Below are 17627 nucleotides of genomic sequence, written 5' to 3'. Positions count from 1 at the left end.
CCCCGGCGCCCGACAGCCGCGGCCCGGTCCATCCCGGCTGGCTGCGCATCGTGCATTGGCTCAATGCGCTGGCCGTGGTCATCATGGTCACCAGCGGCTGGCGCATTTACAACGCCGCGCCGTTCTTCGACTTCACCTTTCCCAACGGCGCCACCCTGGGCGGCTGGCTCGGCGGCGCGCTGCAATGGCACTTCGCCGGCATGTGGCTGCTGCTGGTCAACGGCCTGCTCTACCTGGGGCTGAACCTGACCACCGGCCGCCTGTGGCGCAAGTTCTTCCCGGTCGGCCCGCGCGGCGTCGCCCGCGACCTGGCCGCGGCCCTGCGCGGCAAGCTGTCGCATGCCGACCCGCGCCACTACAACCAGGTGCAGCGGCTGGCCTATCTGTTCGTCATCGCGGATATCACGGTGCTGGTCCTGTCGGGCCTGGTGCTGTGGAAGTCGGTGCAGTTCGACACGCTGCGCACGCTGCTGGGCGGCTATGAATTCGCGCGCCGCATCCATTTCTTCGCCATGGCGCTGCTGGTGGCGTTCGTGGCGGTGCACCTGGTCATGGTGGCGCTGGTGCCGCGCAGCCTCATCGCCATGATCCGCGGCAAATAAGGAGACCCTCGTGAGCGCAAAACGACGCCTGTCGCTGCTGGGCCTGGACGGCCCCGCCATCCTCAAGGAAGCCGTGAAGATCCTGGACAAGCGGGTCGAGGCGCCCTCGCGCCGCGCCTTCCTGCGCCGCGGCCTGACGCTGGGCGGGCTGGCGATGCTGTCCGGATGCACGCTGTCCGACGACGAAAACGTCGAAAAGGCGCTGACCGCGGTGTCGCGCTTGAACGATCGCGTGCAGGGCTGGATCTTCGACCCGAACAAGCTGGCCCCCACCTACCCGGAATCGATGATCACCCGCCCGTTCCCGTTCAATGCCTATTACGGCATCGACGAGGTGCGGCAGGTCGAGGAAGAGAGCTTCCGGCTGGAGGTCACCGGCATGGTGGCCGACAAGCGCCGCTGGCGGCTGGACGAGCTGCGCGCCATGGCGCAGGTCGACCAGGTCACGCGCCACATCTGCGTCGAAGGCTGGAGCGCCATCGGCAAATGGGGCGGCGTGCCGTTCTCGGCCTTCCTGAAGCGCGTGGGCGCCGACCTGACGGCGAAGTACGTCGGCTTCAAGTGCGCCGACGACTACTACACCAGCATCGACATGCCCACCGCATTGCATCCGCAGACCATCCTGGCGCTGACCTACGACGGCAAGACGCTGCCACCGGAGTACGGCTTCCCGATGAAGCTGCGGATGCCCACCAAGCTTGGCTACAAGAACCCCAAGCACATCCAGGCGATTTTCGTCACCAACACCTACCCGGGCGGTTACTGGGAGGACCAGGGCTACAACTGGTTCGGCGGCAGCTAGGTGCTTTTTTCTTTCCACCACGACACACCAGAGGAACGCATCATGAAGACACTCACCACCGCCGCATTTTCGCTGTGCCTGGCTTTTGGCGCGGTTGCCGCGCACGCGGCCGACAACATGTCCAAGGACGGCATGGCCAAGAGCGGCATGTCGAAAGATGGCATGTCGAAGGACGGCATGTCGAAGGACGGCATGGCCAAGGATGGCATGTCGAAGAACTCCATGTCCAAGGACGGCATGTCGCACGACGGCATGAAGAAGGACGGCATGGCCAAGGATGGCATGTCGAAAGATGGGATGTCCAAGGGCGGTATGTCGAAGGACGGCATGTCCAAGGGCGGCTCCATGAGCAAGGACAGCATGGGCAAGTAGGCCAGCCGACCGCCCCGTCGGCGCCGGCCCGGCCGCGCCGACGGCCGGCCCGCGGCCACGCGGCCCCCATGAGCTATTCACCGAGGAACTTCCCATGAAACTGACACGCAGGCATTTCCTGGGCGCGAGCGGTGTATTCGCCGCCGCCGGCCTGGCGCCGCTGCTGGCCGGGCGTGGCGCCCGTGCCGCGCAGCCCCGCGCCTATCCCTATGCCCTGAGCGACGCCGAATGGCGCGCCCGGCTGACCAAGGCGCAATACGAGGTGCTGCGCCAGGAAGGCACCGAACGGCCCTACACCAGCCCGCTCAACGACGAGCACCGCGCCGGCACGTTCGCCTGCGCCGGCTGCTCCCAGAAGCTGTTCTCGTCGGCCACCAAGTTCGACAGCGGCACGGGCTGGCCCAGCTTCTGGCAACCGCTGGAACGCGCCGTCGACACGCTGGAAGACCGCAGCTTCGGCATGACCCGCACCGCCGTCAATTGCAGCAACTGCGGCGGCCATCTGGGCCACGTCTTCGACGACGGGCCGCGCCCGACCGGACTGCGCTACTGCATGAACGGCGTGGCCATGAGCTTCACTCCGCAGGCCTGACCTGGGCCGCCTTTTTTTCGAGGATTGCGCATCATGCCCCTTCTTTCCCTCTCCCGCGCCACGCTGGCCGCCGCCGGCGCCCTGTTCGCCCTGGGCTCGGCCGGCGCCGCCGAAACCGCCTTCGTCATTCCGCCGCCCGCGCTCGACGCCCCGGCCGGCGCGGCCCAGGAAAAGGCCGTGATCGCCGGCGGCTGCTTCTGGGGCGTGCAGGCGGTGTTCCAGCACGTCAAGGGCGTCACCTCGGCGGTCTCCGGCTACGCCGGCGGCCAGGCGTCCACCGCCGACTACGACACCGTCAGCGGCGGCCGCAGCGGCCACGCGGAATCCGTCGAGATCACCTACGACCCCAGCCAGGTCAGCTATGGCCAGCTGCTGCAGATCTATTTCTCGGTGGCGCACGATCCCACCCAGCTCAACCGCCAGGGTCCGGACAGCGGCACGCAGTACCGGTCCACGGTGTTCCCGGCCAATGACGACCAGCGCAAAGTGGCCGAGGCCTACATCGCGCAACTGAACAAGTCGGGCGTCTACCCGAAGGCGCTGGCGACCACGGTCGAGCCGCTCAAGGGCTTCTATCCCGCCGAGGGCTATCACCAGGACTACCTGGTGCGGCATCCGTACAGCATGTACATCATGGTGAACGACGTGCCCAAGGTGGAGAACCTGGCCCGGACCTTCCCGGCGGCGTACCGCGACAAGCCGGTGCTGGTGAATCCATAGACGGTCGGCGGCGTTGGCCACGCCTGGCGACGGCATGTCGGCCTGGCGGGCGCTGCCGCATCCGGCCGGCGGCGCCCGCCCGCTGCCGCCTCGCGGCAATTCGACAAGCCGGCCAATCCAGCCGGATAAATAATAAAAACGAATGGATTTCAAAAATCCGGAATCAGCAGTTTTCGTGCCTGAAACATAATATCGAATGTATCAATTCCCGCCATTTTGATAATGCGGCCGGTATCCAAAACTCCAATAAAATCAAGGCGGTTGGTATCCATTCATATTGATGACCTCGATTTGGATGGTATCTCGGGGATAATTTTTTATTTTGCAAAAAAGCGGGTATAAATTGCGTCCTTTTTCTACGGGCCAGTCGAATCCATACAAAATATTTCCGCGCACGGAAACCGTATTTCCGCGGGCGGATACGCATGGATTCCACACGCTGGGCCGCGACAAAAAGGATCCCAGTCTTGACTTACCGCACGAACAAGTGGCTGACGGCCACGGTCGCATTGAGTACCTCCTGCTGCGGCGCCGCCATGGCCGCCGACCTGACGGTGACATCCGGCAATACCCAGGTGTTCGACGGCTCGGCCAGCCTGCCGGGCGGCATTGACGTCAACGGCGGCACGCTGGTGGTCGGCGGCAACGGCGGCGGCGCCGGCGTCACCCTTGCCGGCAACGTCAACGCCGCGTCGAACGGCACGGTGTCGGGCTTCGGCACGATCGACGGCAATCTCGACGTGACGGGCGCGCGCGTCGCGCCCGGCTACCCCCTCGGCACGCCGACCGGCGTGTCCAACGGCAACCTCGTCGTCAAGGGCGACCTGTCGATGAACAACGCCGTGTTCGATTTCGAGACCGGCTACGCGGGCCTGCCGATCACGCAACCCGGCACCGGCGACAACATCACGGTCGGCGGCAACGTCGCCCTGAACAACACCACGCTGAACGTGTCGGTCAACACCCTGGGCGTCAACGCCGGCTATTACCGCATCCTGTCGTACGGCGGCACGTTGAGCGGCAACGGCCTGACGCTGGGCACGGTCAGCGGCGACTCGCTGCCGGCCGCGACCATCCAGTCGCTCACCGGCGACAAGCAGATCAACCTCATCCTGGGCCCCAGCACGACCAATCTGTGGAACGGCAACGGCGTGGCGTCGGCGACCCGCGCGGGCGGCGGCAACGGCACCTGGAGCGCCGCCAGCGCCAACTGGAACAGCCCGGCCAATGCCACCGGCGCCCTGCCCGACGGCGGCTACGCCATATTCGCGGGCGCGACCGGCACCGTCACGGTGGATGGCGGCGCCGGCCCCGTGCGCGTGTCCGGCATCCAGTTCGCCACCGACCGCTACACCCTGCAAGGCGCGCCCATCACCCTGGTCGGCAACGGCGGCAATCCGCCGGCCCTGGTGGTTGGCGACGGCACCTATGCCTCCGGCCAGTTCGTCGACACCATCCACAACCCGCTGCAAGGCACGCAAGGCTTCGTCAAGACCGGCCCGGGGTCGCTGATCCTGACCGCCGACAGCAGCGGCCTGAGCGGCCCCATCCTGATCGCCGACGGCGCCCTGGAAATCGACGGCAAGTTGAACGGCCCCGTCGACATCGGCCGCGAAGTCGTGCTGGCGGGCGTCGGCCAACTCGGCGCCACCACGCTCTACCCCACCGCCGTCATCGCGCCCGGCAATGACGGCTCGCCCATCGGCACGCTGACAATCAACGGCAACCTGACCTTCGGCGCGGACACGATCTATCGCGTGCACGCCGACCCGGCCAGCAGCGCGAGCGATCGCATCCACGTCACCGGCATCGCCAGCCTGGACGGGACCGTGGCGCACATCGGGCCGGCCGGCAACTATGCGCCGCGCGCCACCTACAACATCCTGACCGCCGACGGCGGGATCCAGGGCCGCTTCACGGGCGCCTCCAGCGCCTATGCCTTCCTTACGCCCACGCTCAGCTACGACACGAAGAACGCCTACATGACGCTGACGCGCAATGACGTCCCGATCGGCAGCATCGGCAATGGCGGCAACGAAAGCAGCGTGGGCGAAGCCCTCGACAAGGAAGACCCGCCCGTGGCCGGCACTGGCTCGTCGTCCAACGGCAACGGTTCGCCGTCCAACGGCAATGACGCGTCGCCGGGTGGCGGATCGGCCGTCATCGGCAGCGGCAACGCGTCGGTCCAGGGTTCCGGCGCGCGCCAGGTGACCACGGCGGTGCTGTCGATGACGGCGAACGAAGCGCGATCGGCCCTCAAGCTGCTCGCGGGTGAAGCCTACGCGAGCACCGCCTCGGTGCTGCAAGGCCAGGCGGACACCGTGCGCGCGCTGCCGCTGGAGCACCTGCGCGGCAACCTGGACGCGCCCATGCGCGCCGGCCAGCCCACCGCCCAGCTGGGCTCGCCTTCCGCCGACGCCCTGCCGCAAAGCGGCGCCTCGCCGCTCTGGGCCCAGGCCTTCGGCAACTGGAGCACGCTCGGCGGCGACGGCAACGCATCGAGCGTGAAGCAGTCGGCCGGCGGCTTCTTCGTCGGCGGCGACGGCGCGGTCGGCGGCGGCTGGCGCCTGGGCGGCGCGCTCGGCTACACGGGCAGCCACAGCTCGGTCGCCGATGCCGCGTCGCGCACCGACGTCGACAGCTACACCGCGACCCTGTTCGGCGGGCGCAACTTCGCGGCCGGCCCCGGCCACGTCCGCTTCATGGCGGGCGCGGCCTACACCTGGCACGACATCGACACCAAGCGCAACGTGGCCGCGGGCAGCCTGAACCAGCAGCTCAAGTCGTCGTATCGCGCCTCGTCGACCCAGGTGTTCACCGAACTCGGCTACCACCTGCCGCTCAATGACGCCTACGCCATCGAACCCTTTGCCGGCCTGGCCTGGAACCAGCTGCGCACGCGCGATTTCGAGGAATCGGGCGGCAGCGCCGCGCTGCGCGGCAAGGGCGGCTCGGACGACGTTACCAGCACCACGCTGGGAATGCGCGGCTCATGGCGCTTCGACTCGCACGGCGCGCCGGGCCGCCTGACCGCATCGCTGGGCTGGCGCCACGCCATGGGCGACGTGAAGCCGCGCCAGGAGCTGGCCTTCGACGGCGGCAGCACGTTCTCGGTGCGGGGCGTGCCGATCGCGCAGAACGCCGCCGTGGTCGGGCTGGGCGCCGAAATGGCCATCACGCGCAACACCACCGCGGGCGTTGCCTACGACGCGCAGTTCGGCGGCGGCAACCGGCAGCAGTCGGGCCTGTTCAAGCTGGCCATGCGCTTCTAGGCCAGCGCCGGCCAGGCCGCGGGCGTCGCGATCGTGACGTCCGCGGCACGCCGCGGCACCGGGCGCGGGCAAACGGCGCCGCCATTGCGCTACAGTGCGGGGGTGCCGCGGGCATCCATGACTGCCGCGGCCTTGAATCCATGCATCCAGGAAAAGCACCGCAGTGAATGACTCCCCCACGCCGGACACCGACGTGTCCGAATACCGCAAGGAACAGACCGCCACGCTGTGGCGCGACGACGGCTGGACCGCGCGCATCATCAAGAACGAGGACGACGACGGCTGGGCCGTCGAGATGACCCTGGACGGGCAGGCCGAACCGGCGCTGGTGGGGCCCTGGACCATGGGCCGCGACAAGAAGAACCCCAAGCCGCTGGACGGCCCCGCGTTCTCCACCCTGGTCAAGACCGCCAACGAAGTCCTGCGCCGCCACGAACAGCAGTTGCACGCCACGCTGCACAAGAGCGTGAAGATCGACGGCGCCAACGGCCGCCTGACGATCAAGCTGGACATCGTTCCGGACGAAGACGAGCCCTACGCCGTGCTCAGCGCCTACGATGAATCGGGCGACGAATTGGCCCGGATCCAGGTTGCGCCGACGTACAAACTGAACGTGCGGCGCGCCCAGGAATGGGCCAGCGGCGGTTTTGGGCGGGACGGCTGACGCCGGGCCCCGCCACATGGAGGGCGCCGGGCGGCGTGAGCGCCCCCGGGCTCTCGCAAGCGCCGCTCAATGGCCGGTGCTGTCGCCCTGCCGGCTGGCCTCGAACAGGAACCAGGTGCGCCGCTCGGTCTCGTCGATCCAGTTCTCGATCAGGCTGGAGCTGGCGATGTCGCGATGTTCGTCGGTAACGTTGTGGGCCTCGCGCAGCGTGGCCGCCAGGGTCTTGTTGTCTTCGCGCAGCTCGGCCAGCATGTCGAGCGGCTGCACGTAGTCGGCGTCGTTGTCGGCGATGCGCTGGCTGCGCGAGATATGGCCGATGGAACGCAGCGTGGTGCCGCCGATCTTGCGGATGCGCTCGGCGATCGGATCGGTCATGGCGAACAGTTGGTCGCCCTGTTCATCGAGCAGCAGATGGTAGTCGCGAAAATGCGGCCCGCTGACGTGCCAATGGAAATTCTTGGTCTTCAGGTACAGCGCGAACACGTCGGCCAGCACCTGGTTCAGCACCGCGGAGATGTCGCGGGTGGCGGCGGCGGCCAGGTCGGTGGGGGTCGCCAGCGGACGCTTGCGCAGCGTCTTTGCCGCCTTGGTGGTCTTCTCATTCAGTTTCTTGGCCATGAATCGCAGCTCCTGGAAATGATTCGGAAAACACGCGCGCGGCGCGATCGATCGCGCCGCCACGCCCCAGGGTAATCCCGTACGGGCGCTTTGCCAATGGGACAAACGCAAACCGGCTGCTCGTCGTCGCACCGGGCCTGATAGTCGCCTTGATTCATTCATTTGAATGAATTAATCTGCGCATCCCGACCCAAACCAAGGAACACGCATGAACACCCCTCCCGCCCCGCTGTCGCTGGCGGAAAGAAACCGGCGCTGGAACCTGGCCCGCGACCTCATGCGGGCCGAAGGCCTGCAGGCGCTGGTCGTCTATGGCGATCGCGAAGCGGCCGCGCCCGCCGGTTTTTCGCCCGATTGCTACTTCAGCAACGACCGCCCGGGATCGCTGGTGGTCTTCATCAGCGACGAAGCGCCCAGGGTCTATACCTTCGCCTCGCTGATGATCGCCGACCACATCCAGTCGGCGCTGCGCGGCGACCTGCAATGGATCGCGCCGGAACAGCTGTACGTGGGCAAGACGGGCCGCGACGTCGGCGCCTGGCTGGCTGAACGCGGGCTGGACGGCAGCCGCGTCGGCATCATCGGGCTGGAACCCTATCCGCCCTTCTATTTCGACGGCGCCCTGCCCGCGCGCACCCTGCAGGGCCTGGCGCAGGCCTTGCCCAAGGCGGAACTCGTCCCCGTGTACAAAGCCTTCTTCCGGCTGGTATCGGTCAAGAGCGAGGAAGAACTCGCCCTGGTCCGCTACGCCGCCCATATCGGCGAGGCCATGAGCGAAACACTGCGCGCCACGGCCCGGCCGGGGGTCAGCGAAGCCGACCTGGTGGCCGCCGTCACCGCCACCTGCTTCGCCATGGGCGGCTACACCGCCGAAGTGCTGCTGGGAACCGGCCCGGAGTATGTCGGCTGGGGACCGCCCGCGTGGCAGTACCGGTCGCAGCGGCCCCGGCTGCTGCGCGAGGGCGACATCGTGCTGTCGGAGATCTTCGCGCTCTATGGCTTGATGGAAACGCAGCACCAGGCGGCGGTGGCGATCGGCGAGGTCCACCCGGACATCCATCGCGCCGCCGACGTCGCCCGCGCCTGCTATGAAAGCGGCCTGGCGGCGCTGCGCGTGGGCAATACGTTTGGCGATCTGGTCGACGCCATGGAGGCGCCTTTGCTGGAATCCGGCGGCTGGCACGTGCATCCCCTGGTCCACAGCATCAACCCCTACGGTCCGGTGGGCTTCGGCACCGCGCCGGGGATAGAATCCCTGCCCGAGGCCGCGCGCTATCCGCAACTGCGGCCCCTGCCGACCGTGGGCCGGGATCTTCCGCTGCAAGCCGGCATGTGCTTCGCGTTCGAGCCCAACTGCGGCTTCGGGCGCCATCTGGCCAACATCGGCGGCACGGTGATCGTGGGTGAAAATGGCGGCATCGCCCTGAACCGGAATTCGACCCGGCTGATGCTCGCCGACGGCTAGCCTTCGCCGCCAGGATCGCCGGCGCGGACCCAGGCCCTGCTATCCTGGCGCGCGGCCGGGGGGCCTTCCCCGTGCCGGCCCAGGCCGAAGACACGCGAAGCAAGAACGCACATGAGTACATCGACGACTGAATCCCCTGCCACCGAGCGCGCCGCCGACACGCGCGACCGGTTGCTGCGGGCCGGACTGGCCCTCTTCAGCCAGCTGGGCCTCGAAGGCGTGCGCACGCGCCAGCTGGCGCAGGCCGCCGGCGTCAACCAATCCGCCATTCCGTATCATTTCGGCGGCAAGGAAGGCGTCTATGCAGCCGTACTGGAGCAGACGGCGCAAGCCATCGCCGAACGGCTGGACTGGCCGGATGCCGCGCCCCGCACAGCAGCCGACGCGGCGCTGCAACTGGAAGCGATCATGCGCGGCTTCGCGGCCGCGTTGCTGGATTCCGAGGCGTCCGCCGCCCGCAGCCTGCTGCTGGCGCGCGAACAGCTGCAACCCACTCCCAAATTCGAAGCCATCCACGCCGTGCTGTTCATGCCCCTGCACGAAGCGGTGACGCGGCGCGTCGCCGTCATCCGGGGGGAAGCGCCCGACAGCCGCGGCTGCATCCTGCGCGCCCACGCCATTCTGGGACAGGCCATTGTCTTTGCCGTGGCGCGCGAAGCGCTGTTGCGGCGCCTGGGAACCGGCCGCCTGACCCGCGCCATGGTCGCCGAGATCGCCGCCATGGTCGGCGCCACGGCGGTGGCGGCCGCTCGCGACTAGTCCACGGCCGCGCCGGACCTGACCGCGAACACTTCGCCCTGGCCGGCAAACAACGCCACGCAAGCCTGGATGCGATCCGCGATGGAGCCCTGGGGCAGCGGCTGGGCCAGGCCCAGCGCCATCTGCCGCAACGGCTCGGCGATGGTCATGGCCAGCAGCAGGCCGGCCGTCTCGCGCGGCTGCCTGATACGGATGAAACCCCGCGCGGCGAGCTTCTCGAACCACGCGGCCAGCATCGCGGTGCCTCGCTCGATGCCATTTTCCTGGTAGACCGCCAACAGCGCCGCGCGCGCCGGAAAGTCGGCGGTCAGCAGTCGGAACATGCCGACAGCGTCGGCCGACAGGGCGCGATCGGCGATCGCCTGCAGCACCCGCGCCAGGGCCGGCAGCACATCGGCGGCGCCGCCGACATCCTGCGCCATCACCGGCTCGAATGTGTCGGTCCAGCCGCGCACCACTTGCGCCACCAGGTCCTCGCGATTGGCCGCGAAGCGGTAGACGGTTTTCTTGGCCATGCCGGCCCGCTTGGCCACCGCTTCCAGCGTGGCCGCGGCGTAGCCCTGGTTCAGCAATAGCCAGGTGGCGGCCTCCAGCGCGGCCGCGCGCAATTCGGCGTCGGGCCGGGCGGGACGGCCGCGCGGCCGCGGCGGGGGGGACGATGCCATGGTCGGGAGGAGCTCCTGTGAATGAAGTGCGATCTTACACGCTACGCTTATTTTGGAAACGAATAACGTTTCTTTATTGTAGAATCCGCTTTCCCCTCTCGGAGCCTACGCAATGACCTCCCCGCATCCCGACGCGGCGCACATCCGCGCCGACATGGACAGTCTGCTCGACCCCGCGCCGCTCAGGCTCGAGACCGGCATCACCCGGCTGCCCGGCGGCGGCCTGGTGGTGGCCGCGCGCACCGACCTGCACGGCTGCAAGGGCCGCATGTTCGACTGGTGGTTCAAATTCTTCCAGACCACCCAGCACATCAAGTGGTGGCATCCGCAGGACCACGTCGAGCACCGCGGCTGGGACAGCGCCTGGCGCCGGGGTGAAAACTACATCGGCGCCTCGATCCACGCGGTCGAGTCGCTGGCCGACCTGCCGCCGGTGGCGGCCAGGCTGAAGTTCCACGCGCCCGCAGAGGCCTTCGATGCCGAGCGCTTGCGCGCGGCGCTGGACAGCCAGGACGTGTCGGCGGCCGTCTATGCGCGCATTGGCTTTGGCGACCACGTCCAGCTCGACCCGGACGGCGATCCGATGGACGGCCAGATGATCCACCTGACGCGCGACACGCCGTACGGCTGCGTGCTGCGCAGCCGTTTCTACCTGGGGCTGTCGGGCGAACGGCCGGAACAGGCCGTGCCGGACGCGCTGGGGCTGAACCTGCTGCGCCACTGTTATACGGAGTTCACCTTCCTGTCGCGCTTCCTGCCGTCGCTCTATTACGGCGAGCACGCCAACGGCGAGGCGGCGCCCCTGCCCTGGTAGCGCCGCCGCGCCCCGGGCGGGAGGGATCGCCGGCGCCGCCGAGCCGGCCCGGCGGAAGGAGTATGCTACGGCGCTTCACAACGGCCACACTCCCGTCACATCGCTATGCGCGGCAACCCCGACGCCCGGCAAGGCGCTATCGCCCTGCATGGGTTCTACTTCCTGTACTACGGCTTGCAGGGCGTCAGCATTCCCTTTCTTCCGCTGTGGTTCGCCGGCCGCGGACTCGATCCGGCGCTGATCGGCCTGATCGTGGCGACCTCGTTCCTGCCCAAGATCCTGTCCACCCCGGTGGTGGCGCACGTCGCCGACCAGCGCGGCGGCGCGCATGGCCTGATCTTCGCCGCGCTGGCCGCCTCGCTGGCGCTATTCATCTGCTATCCGTTCAGCCAGGCGCCCGCCTGGCTGTTCGGCGTCACGCTGTTGCTGAACGCCGTGTTCCCGGCGGTGCTGCCCCTGCTGGACCGCATGGCGATCGCCAGCGGCCGCGGCCAGGGCAACTCCTACACCATCATCCGCGCCTGCGGCTCGCTCGGCTTCGCGTTGGTGACGGTGGCCGGCGGCTACCTCATCAAGACCTTCGGCGCCGACTGGGTGATGTGGCTGTCGATGCTGCTGATCGTGGCCTGCCTGGCCTGCGTGCGCCTGCTGCCCCGGGCGGCCCGTCCCGCCGCCGACGAGGCGCCCGCCGAGCGCGTGCGGCTGCCGATGCGCGAGATCCTGCGCGACCGGCCGCTGCTGCTGTGCATCGGCGCCGCCTCGCTGGTGCAGGCCAGCAACGGCTTCCTGTATTCGTATTCCACGCTCTACTGGACCGATCGCGGCCTGTCGACGGCGCTGATCTCGATGCTGTGGGCGGTGGGCGTGGCCAGCGAAGTGCTGTTTTTCTTCCTCGCGCCCAAGGTGCTGGCGCGGGTCGGCGCGCAGTGGCTGATCCTGGTTTCGGCCGCCATGACGGCGCTGCGCTGGGCCGGCCTGTCGGCCACCACCGACCCGGCCTGGATCGCCGCGCTGCAGCTGCTGCAATGCTTCACGCTGGCGGGCAACAACGCCGCCATCATGTGGTACATCGCGCGCCGCGTGCCGGCGGCCTGCAAGACCTCGGCCATTGCGCTGTACGCGCTGCTGTCGGGCGGCGTGTTCATGTTCGGCAGCATCCAGCTGGGCGGCGCGCTGTATCGCGCCTACGCGCCGGGCGGTTTCCTGGTGATGGCGCTGTGCGCGGCCTGCGCCATTCCGCTGGTGCTGGCGGCGGAAAAGCGCGCGCGGGCGGCCTGAGGCCGGGCCCGCGTCGGGCAGCCGCGCGGCGCGAACCGCCCGGACCGCTCAGCCCGCCCGGCTGCCCTCCAGCGCCCGCGCCAGCGTCTCGAACACGCGCGGATCGCCGGACTGCGCGACGTTGAACCGCAGGCAGTCCCCGGCGCTCAGCGACACGCTGAAGGCGTTGCCCGGCGCCAGCACCACGCCTTCGCGCAAGCAGGCGCGCGCCACCGTCGCCGCGTCGACGCCGGCCGGCAGGCGGCACCACAGGAACATGCCGGCCTTGGGCGCGAGCCACGGCACGATGCCCAGGGCTGCCAGGCGCGCGGTGGTCCGCTCGCGTTCCTCGGCCAGCCGCTGGCGCACCCATTCCATGTGCTTGCGGTAGCCGCTGTCGGTCAGCGTGCGGAACACCACGTCGGCCGCCAGGCGCCCGCCACCGAAGGTGGTGGCGATCTTCAGGTCGGCCAGGCTGTCGATCCAATCGGCCCGCGCCGCGATGAAGCCGCAGCGCAGCGAAGCCGACACCGTCTTGGAGAAACTGCCGATCTGGATCACGCGCGACAGGCCGTCGAAGGCCGCCAGCCGTGGCGCGGGCGCGTTCTCGAAGTCGGCGAAGATGTCGTCTTCCACGATCACCAGCCCGGCGCCGTCGGCCGCCTTGAGCAAGCGGTGCGCCACCAGCGGCGACAGCGTCGCGCCGGTGGGGTTGTGGATGCCCGAGTTGGTGATGTACAGGCGCGGGGCATGCTCGCGCAGCGCCGCCTCGAAGCGCGCCACGTCGGGGCCTTGCGCCGTATAGGGCACGCTGACCACGCGGGCGCGGTGCGCCTTGAGCAAGGCATGGAAGTTGAAATAGCAGGGATCGTCCACCAGCACGGTATCGCCCGGCTCCAGCAGGAAGCGGCAGATCAGGTCGATGGCCTGGGTCCCGGACTCGGCCAGCATGACCTGTTCGGGCGTGGTCTCGATGCCGGCGGCGGCCAGGCGCCGCGACAGCACCTGGCGCAGGCCCGGGTGGCCCAGGGGCGTGGCGTACTCGGTCAGCGCCAGGGAATCGGCCTTGGCCAGGGCGCGCAATGCGCGGCGGATGCCCGCCTCGTACATCCAGGCGCTCGGCAGCCAGCCGCAGCCGGGCCGCAGCGCGTCGGGCGCGGCCTCCAGCGACTGCCGCGACACCCACAGCGGATCGATCTCGCGGTCGAGCCGCGGGCCGATCTCGGTCAGCGCCAGCGGCGCCACCGGGCCGGCGACGTAAAAGCCCGAGCCGGGCCGCGACGTGATGCTGCCTTCCGCCGCCAGGCGTTCATACGCCTCGACCACCGTCGATACCGACACCCCCATGGCGCCCGCCTGCGCCCGCACCGACGGCAGGCGCGCGCCCGGCAGATAGGCGCGGGCCGCGATGCGCGAGCGCACCTGCGCCATGACCGCCTCGATCCGCGTGCCGCCTTGTTTCATGGCTTCCCCTTCCACCGTACTGGACCGTATTGCATAACAGTTATTTTGAATTGTACTGGACTGTCTCTAGGGAAAACGAGCAGGAAATGCTTCACTGGCGTTTTGACCGGAGCGGTACATGGACAAGGCAACAAGCGGCTGGATCAATGGTTTCATCGGCGTGGCGATCTTTGCGGGTTCGCTGCCCGCGACGCGGGTGGCGGTAGCGGAACTGGACCCCATCTTCCTGACCTGCGCCCGCGCCGCCATTGCCGCCGTGCTGGGCTGGGCCCTGCTGTGGCTGCTGCGCCAGCCGCGGCCTGGGCGCGCCCAGTTGCCCGCGCTGGCCCTGACGGCGTTGGGCGTGGTGCTAGGCTTTCCGCTATTGACGGCGCTGGCGCTGCAGCACGTCACCTCGGCCCATTCAATCGTGTTCCTGGGGCTGCTGCCGCTGTCCACCGCCATCTTCGCGGTGCTGCGCGGCGGTGAACGCCCGCGGCCGGCGTTCTGGATGTTCTCGGTGGCGGGCGCGGCCTTCGTGGTCGGCTACGCCTTGATGGGCGGCCTGGCTGTTTCGCTCAAGGGCGACCTGCTGATGCTGGCGGCCATCGTGGTCTGCGGCATGGGCTACGCCGAAGGCGCCAAGCTGTCGCGCACGCTGGGCGGCTGGCAGGTCATCAGCTGGGCCCTGGTGCTGTCCTTGCCGGTGATGCTGCCGCTGGCGCTGTTCACCCTGCCGCCCTCCTTCGCCCATGTCAGCGCGGCCGGCTGGATCAGCCTGGCCTACGTGTCGCTGTTCAGCATGCTGATCGGCTTCGTGTTCTGGTACCGCGGGCTGGCCCAGGGCGGAATCGCCGCGGTGGGCCAGCTGCAGTTGTTCCAGCCGTTCATGGGCCTGGGCCTGGCGGCGCTGCTGCTGCACGAACAGGTCAGCTGGAGCATGTTGCTGGTGACGCTGGCCGCCGTGATCTGCGTGGCCGGGGCCAAGAAGCACGCGCGCTAGCCGCTGGCGCCGCCCCCGGCGGCCACGACTCGCCAGTGGCAGCCGCCCGCGGCCACTGCCGGCAAGACGCGGTCGGCGGAACCTGGGCGGCAGACAGGGGCGGCAGACACACTTGGCCAAAGAAAAAGGCGCCGGACAAAGCCGGCGCCTTTTGCATGGCGGCCGCAAGCGGCGCGCGTCCCCTCAGCAGCAGCCGATGCGCTTCTTGCCGCCGTAGCGGGCATCCTGGCGCTCGCGGAAGAACGCCTCGTAGCTCATCGGCTCCTGGTCGGGGTGGGTGCGCCGCATGTGCTCGACGTAGTTCTCGTAGTCGGGCACGCCGACCATCAACCGCAGCGTCTGGCCGAGGTAGCGGCCGGCGGCGCCGGCCGCCGAGGTCATGTTGGAAAACAGCATGGCGGCGCCTCCCGGGCTCAGTCCGCGCCGGCGGCCGCGGCGGCCGGCAGGGTTTCGTAGGGCGTCTCGCGCGCGGTCGGCTGGTTCTCGGCGCGGGCGCGCATGACCGACCGGATGCCGAACAGCACCGTGCTGATCACCACGAACATGAAGATCGCGCACAGGCCGGCGTTGATGTAGTCGTTCATCACGACGCGCGACATTTCCGCCAGCGACTTGGCCGGCGCCAGCACCTTGCCTTCGGCGATGGCGGCGTTGTACTTGGCCGCGTGCGACAGGAAACTGACCTTGGGGTCGGCGTGGAACACCTTCTGCCAGCCTGCGGTCAGGGTGCACGCCAGCAGCCACAGCGTCGGCAGCACGGTGACCCAGGCGTAGCGGTCGCGCTTCATCTTGAACAGCACCACGGTGCCCAGCGTCAGCGCGATCGCGGCCAGCATCTGGTTGGCGATGCCGAACAGCGGCCACAGCGTGTTGATGCCGCCCAGCGGGTCGACCACGCCCTGGTACAGGAAATAGCCCCAGGCCGCCACGCACAGGCCGGTGGCGATCAGGTTGGCGGGCAGCGACTCGGTGCGCTTGAGCGACGGCGCGAAGGTGCCCAGCAGGTCCTGCAGCATGAAGCGGCCCGCGCGGGTGCCGGCGTCCACGGCCGTCAGGATGAACAGCGCCTCGAACAGGATGGCGAAGTGGTACCAGAACGCCATCATGCTGGGGCCGCCGATGGCCTGGTGCAGGATGTGCGCCATGCCCACGGCCAGCGTCGGCGCGCCGCCGGCGCGCGAGATGATGGTGCTTTCGCCGACGTCCTTGGCGGTCTGCACCAGGTCGGCCGGGGTGATCACGAAGCCCCAGCTGGACACCACCTGGGCGACCTGGTCGGGCGTGGTGCCGATGACGGCGGCCGGGCTGTTCATGGCGTAGTAGATGCCCGGCTCGATGACGCAGGCGGCCACCAGCGCCATGATGGCGACGAACGATTCCATCAGCATGCCGCCGTAACCGATGTAGCGGGCCTGGGTTTCGTTCTCGATCAGCTTGGGCGTGGTGCCCGAGGAGATCAGGGCATGGAAGCCCGACACCGCGCCGCAGGCGATGGTGATGAACAGGAACGGGAACAGGTTGCCCGACCACACCGGACCGGAGCCGTCCACGAACTGCGTCAGCGCCGGCATTTTCAGCTCGGGCGCGACCACCACGATGCCGATGGCCAGGCCGACGATGGTGCCGATCTTCAGGAAGGTCGACAGGTAGTCGCGCGGGGCCAGCAGCAGCCACACCGGCAGCACCGAGGCGATGAAACCGTAGATGATCAGGATCCAGGTCAGGCCCTTGCCGTCGAAGTCGAACATCGGGCCGATGACCGGATGCGCGGCCACGTCCTGGCCGAAGGTGATTGCCGCCATCAGGCCGACGAAGCCGATGATGGAGACCTCGCCGATCTTGCCCGGACGGATGTAGCGCAGGTACACGCCCATGAAGAGCGCGATGGGAATGGTGGCGGCCACCGTGAAGGTGCCCCACGGCGAGTGCGTCAGCGCCTTGACCACGATCAGCGCCAGCACCGCCAGGATGATGACCATGATCATGAAGGCGCCGAACAGCGCGATCACGCCCGGGACCTTGCCCAGCTCGGACTTGACCAGGTCGCCCAGCGAACGGCCATCGCGGCGCGTCGAGATGAACAGGATGGTGAAATCCTGCACGGCGCCGGCGAACACCACGCCGGCCAGGATCCACAGCATGCCCGGCAGGTAGCCCATCTGCGCGGCCAGCACGGGGCCGACCAGCGGGCCGGCGCCGGCGATGGCGGCGAAGTGGTGGCCGAACAGCACGTGCTTGTTGGTCGGAACGTAGTCCAGGCCGTCGTTGTACTTCCAGGCCGGCGTCATGCGCGTCGGGTCAAGGCTGAACACCTTGTTGGCGATGAAGCGGCTGTAATAGCGGTATGCGATCAAGTACACGCAGACGGCGGCGATCACCACCCATAGCGCGTTGATGGTCTCACCTCTGGCCAGCGCCACGGTGCCGAGCGCGAACGCGCCCAATACCGCAACCGCCAGCCAGACCAGGTGCTGACCCAGTCCCTTACTGCTGGTATGCATAAGTGCTCCTCTTGCCTCCCGCCATGCTTTTGGCGTGCAACGCTTTTTTCGTCCCGCGGGTGGGCAGACTCGTTGTTG

Annotated in this window: 17 protein-coding genes and 2 pseudogenes; 12 read left to right on the top strand and 7 right to left on the bottom strand. The window is 68.5% G+C overall.

Annotated elements, in window-relative coordinates:
- From DK459_RS02610 to DK459_RS02600, 3 genes and pseudogenes are all read left to right on the top strand, one after another.
- Nucleotides 1-602: cytochrome b/b6 domain-containing protein (locus tag DK459_RS02610; protein WP_053523646.1), on the top strand; the 602-nt coding region annotated here is incomplete at its 5' end.
- Nucleotides 603-612: 10 nt separating this feature from the next.
- Nucleotides 613-1404 (top strand): molybdopterin-dependent oxidoreductase, encoded by a 792-nt coding sequence (locus DK459_RS02605; protein WP_054443313.1) that lies wholly within the window; start codon nucleotides 613-615, stop codon nucleotides 1402-1404.
- Nucleotides 1405-1446: 42 nt separating this feature from the next.
- Nucleotides 1447-1662, top strand: a pseudogene (locus DK459_RS02600) (pentapeptide MXKDX repeat protein); the annotation flags it as partial.
- Here the strand turns inward: DK459_RS02600 and DK459_RS31165 are convergent.
- Nucleotides 1570-1872, bottom strand: a pseudogene (locus tag DK459_RS31165) (hypothetical protein); the annotation flags it as partial. The pseudogenes DK459_RS02600 and DK459_RS31165 overlap by 93 nt on opposite strands.
- Here DK459_RS31165 and msrB point away from each other — a divergent pair.
- Both msrB and msrA read left to right on the top strand, forming a co-directional pair.
- Nucleotides 1871-2368 carry a peptide-methionine (R)-S-oxide reductase MsrB gene (gene msrB, locus DK459_RS02595; RefSeq protein ID WP_110134438.1) on the top strand — a complete coding sequence of 166 codons (498 nt, stop codon included), beginning with the start codon at nucleotides 1871-1873 and terminating at the stop codon, nucleotides 2366-2368. The pseudogene DK459_RS31165 and the gene msrB overlap by 2 nt on opposite strands.
- Nucleotides 2369-2401: 33 nt before the next feature.
- Nucleotides 2402-3088: a peptide-methionine (S)-S-oxide reductase MsrA gene (msrA, locus tag DK459_RS02590; protein ID WP_020927877.1), complete on the top strand. Its 687-nt coding sequence runs from the start codon at nucleotides 2402-2404 to the stop codon at nucleotides 3086-3088.
- A 149-nt stretch (nucleotides 3089-3237) separates the two neighbouring features.
- On the opposite strand, the gene DK459_RS31090 is transcribed toward msrA, so the two are convergent.
- Nucleotides 3238-3360, bottom strand: coding sequence for a hypothetical protein (locus DK459_RS31090; protein WP_255412746.1), 123 nt, complete (start codon nucleotides 3358-3360; stop codon nucleotides 3238-3240).
- Nucleotides 3361-3555: 195 nt separating this feature from the next.
- Between DK459_RS31090 and DK459_RS02585 the strand changes: the two genes are divergently transcribed.
- Together DK459_RS02585 and DK459_RS02580 are read left to right on the top strand one after the other, a co-directional pair.
- Nucleotides 3556-6360, top strand: coding sequence for an autotransporter outer membrane beta-barrel domain-containing protein (locus DK459_RS02585; protein WP_070541054.1), 2805 nt, complete (start codon nucleotides 3556-3558; stop codon nucleotides 6358-6360).
- A gap of 163 nt (nucleotides 6361-6523) precedes the next feature.
- A complete protein-coding gene (locus DK459_RS02580; RefSeq protein ID WP_006387192.1) occupies nucleotides 6524-7024 on the top strand; it encodes a hypothetical protein in 501 nt (166 codons plus the stop codon).
- 66 nt (nucleotides 7025-7090) lie between these two features.
- Here the strand turns inward: DK459_RS02580 and DK459_RS02575 are convergent, their stop codons facing one another.
- A complete protein-coding gene (locus tag DK459_RS02575) occupies nucleotides 7091-7642 on the bottom strand; it encodes a Dps family protein (RefSeq protein WP_006387193.1) in 552 nt (183 codons plus the stop codon).
- Between the two features lie 208 nt (nucleotides 7643-7850).
- Here DK459_RS02575 and DK459_RS02570 point away from each other — a divergent pair, with 208 nt between their 5' ends.
- Nucleotides 7851-9107, top strand: a complete 1257-nt coding sequence (locus tag DK459_RS02570) for a M24 family metallopeptidase (protein WP_070541056.1) — start codon at nucleotides 7851-7853, stop codon at nucleotides 9105-9107.
- Nucleotides 9108-9218: 111 nt separating this feature from the next.
- On the top strand, nucleotides 9219-9866 hold the full coding sequence (locus DK459_RS02565; protein ID WP_006387195.1) for a CerR family C-terminal domain-containing protein: 648 nt from the start codon (nucleotides 9219-9221) through the stop codon (nucleotides 9864-9866).
- Here the strand turns inward: DK459_RS02565 and DK459_RS02560 are convergent.
- On the bottom strand, nucleotides 9863-10531 hold the full coding sequence (locus tag DK459_RS02560) for a TetR/AcrR family transcriptional regulator (protein WP_054498871.1): 669 nt from the start codon (nucleotides 10529-10531) through the stop codon (nucleotides 9863-9865). The genes DK459_RS02565 and DK459_RS02560 overlap by 4 nt on opposite strands.
- 112 nt (nucleotides 10532-10643) lie before the next feature.
- Between DK459_RS02560 and DK459_RS02555 the strand changes: the two genes are divergently transcribed.
- Both DK459_RS02555 and DK459_RS02550 read left to right on the top strand, forming a co-directional pair.
- Entirely contained in the window at nucleotides 10644-11345 is a 702-nt protein-coding gene (locus tag DK459_RS02555; RefSeq protein WP_070541058.1) for a DAPG hydrolase family protein, read from the top strand.
- A gap of 105 nt (nucleotides 11346-11450) precedes the next feature.
- Nucleotides 11451-12623 carry an MFS transporter gene (locus DK459_RS02550; RefSeq protein WP_024069006.1) on the top strand — a complete coding sequence of 391 codons (1173 nt, stop codon included), beginning with the start codon at nucleotides 11451-11453 and terminating at the stop codon, nucleotides 12621-12623.
- Between the two features lie 48 nt (nucleotides 12624-12671).
- Here the strand turns inward: DK459_RS02550 and DK459_RS02545 are convergent, their stop codons facing one another.
- Entirely contained in the window at nucleotides 12672-14066 is a 1395-nt protein-coding gene (locus DK459_RS02545; RefSeq protein WP_006387199.1) for a PLP-dependent aminotransferase family protein, read from the bottom strand.
- Between the two features lie 118 nt (nucleotides 14067-14184).
- On the opposite strand from DK459_RS02545, the gene DK459_RS02540 reads away from it, so the two are divergent.
- Nucleotides 14185-15048, top strand: a complete 864-nt coding sequence (locus DK459_RS02540) for a DMT family transporter (protein ID WP_054496967.1) — start codon at nucleotides 14185-14187, stop codon at nucleotides 15046-15048.
- A 183-nt stretch (nucleotides 15049-15231) separates the two neighbouring features.
- On the opposite strand, the gene DK459_RS02535 is transcribed toward DK459_RS02540, so the two are convergent.
- A complete protein-coding gene (locus DK459_RS02535; RefSeq protein WP_006387201.1) occupies nucleotides 15232-15444 on the bottom strand; it encodes a YbdD/YjiX family protein in 213 nt (70 codons plus the stop codon).
- Nucleotides 15445-15461: 17 nt separating this feature from the next.
- Nucleotides 15462-17549, bottom strand: a complete 2088-nt coding sequence (locus DK459_RS02530; protein WP_020927887.1) for a carbon starvation CstA family protein — start codon at nucleotides 17547-17549, stop codon at nucleotides 15462-15464.
- Nucleotides 17550-17627: the final 78 nt, after the last annotated feature.

The organism is Achromobacter sp. RW408 (assembly GCF_003184165.1).
GTDB classification, from domain to species: Bacteria; Pseudomonadota; Gammaproteobacteria; order Burkholderiales; family Burkholderiaceae_B; genus Achromobacter; species Achromobacter xylosoxidans.
This window is presented reverse-complemented; position numbering and strand designations above follow the sequence as displayed.

Excerpts from the sequence above, each read along its gene's own strand:
- DK459_RS02565 (WP_006387195.1), top strand. The coding sequence starts at position 9,219 with ATGAGTACATCGACGACTGAATCCCCTGCCACCGAGCGCGCCGCCGAC.
- DK459_RS02560 (WP_054498871.1), bottom strand. The coding sequence starts at position 10,531 with ATGGCATCGTCCCCCCCGCCGCGGCCGCGCGGCCGTCCCGCCCGGCCC.
- DK459_RS02555 (WP_070541058.1), top strand. The coding sequence starts at position 10,644 with ATGACCTCCCCGCATCCCGACGCGGCGCACATCCGCGCCGACATGGAC.
- msrB (WP_110134438.1), top strand. The coding sequence starts at position 1,871 with ATGAAACTGACACGCAGGCATTTCCTGGGCGCGAGCGGTGTATTCGCC.
- DK459_RS02545 (WP_006387199.1), bottom strand. The coding sequence starts at position 14,066 with ATGAAACAAGGCGGCACGCGGATCGAGGCGGTCATGGCGCAGGTGCGC.
- DK459_RS02550 (WP_024069006.1), top strand. The coding sequence starts at position 11,451 with ATGCGCGGCAACCCCGACGCCCGGCAAGGCGCTATCGCCCTGCATGGG.
- DK459_RS02530 (WP_020927887.1), bottom strand. The coding sequence starts at position 17,549 with ATGCATACCAGCAGTAAGGGACTGGGTCAGCACCTGGTCTGGCTGGCG.
- msrA (WP_020927877.1), top strand. The coding sequence starts at position 2,402 with ATGCCCCTTCTTTCCCTCTCCCGCGCCACGCTGGCCGCCGCCGGCGCC.
- DK459_RS02540 (WP_054496967.1), top strand. The coding sequence starts at position 14,185 with ATGGACAAGGCAACAAGCGGCTGGATCAATGGTTTCATCGGCGTGGCG.
- DK459_RS31090 (WP_255412746.1), bottom strand. The coding sequence starts at position 3,360 with ATGGATACCAACCGCCTTGATTTTATTGGAGTTTTGGATACCGGCCGC.
- DK459_RS02575 (WP_006387193.1), bottom strand. The coding sequence starts at position 7,642 with ATGGCCAAGAAACTGAATGAGAAGACCACCAAGGCGGCAAAGACGCTG.
- DK459_RS02570 (WP_070541056.1), top strand. The coding sequence starts at position 7,851 with ATGAACACCCCTCCCGCCCCGCTGTCGCTGGCGGAAAGAAACCGGCGC.
- DK459_RS02535 (WP_006387201.1), bottom strand. The coding sequence starts at position 15,444 with ATGCTGTTTTCCAACATGACCTCGGCGGCCGGCGCCGCCGGCCGCTAC.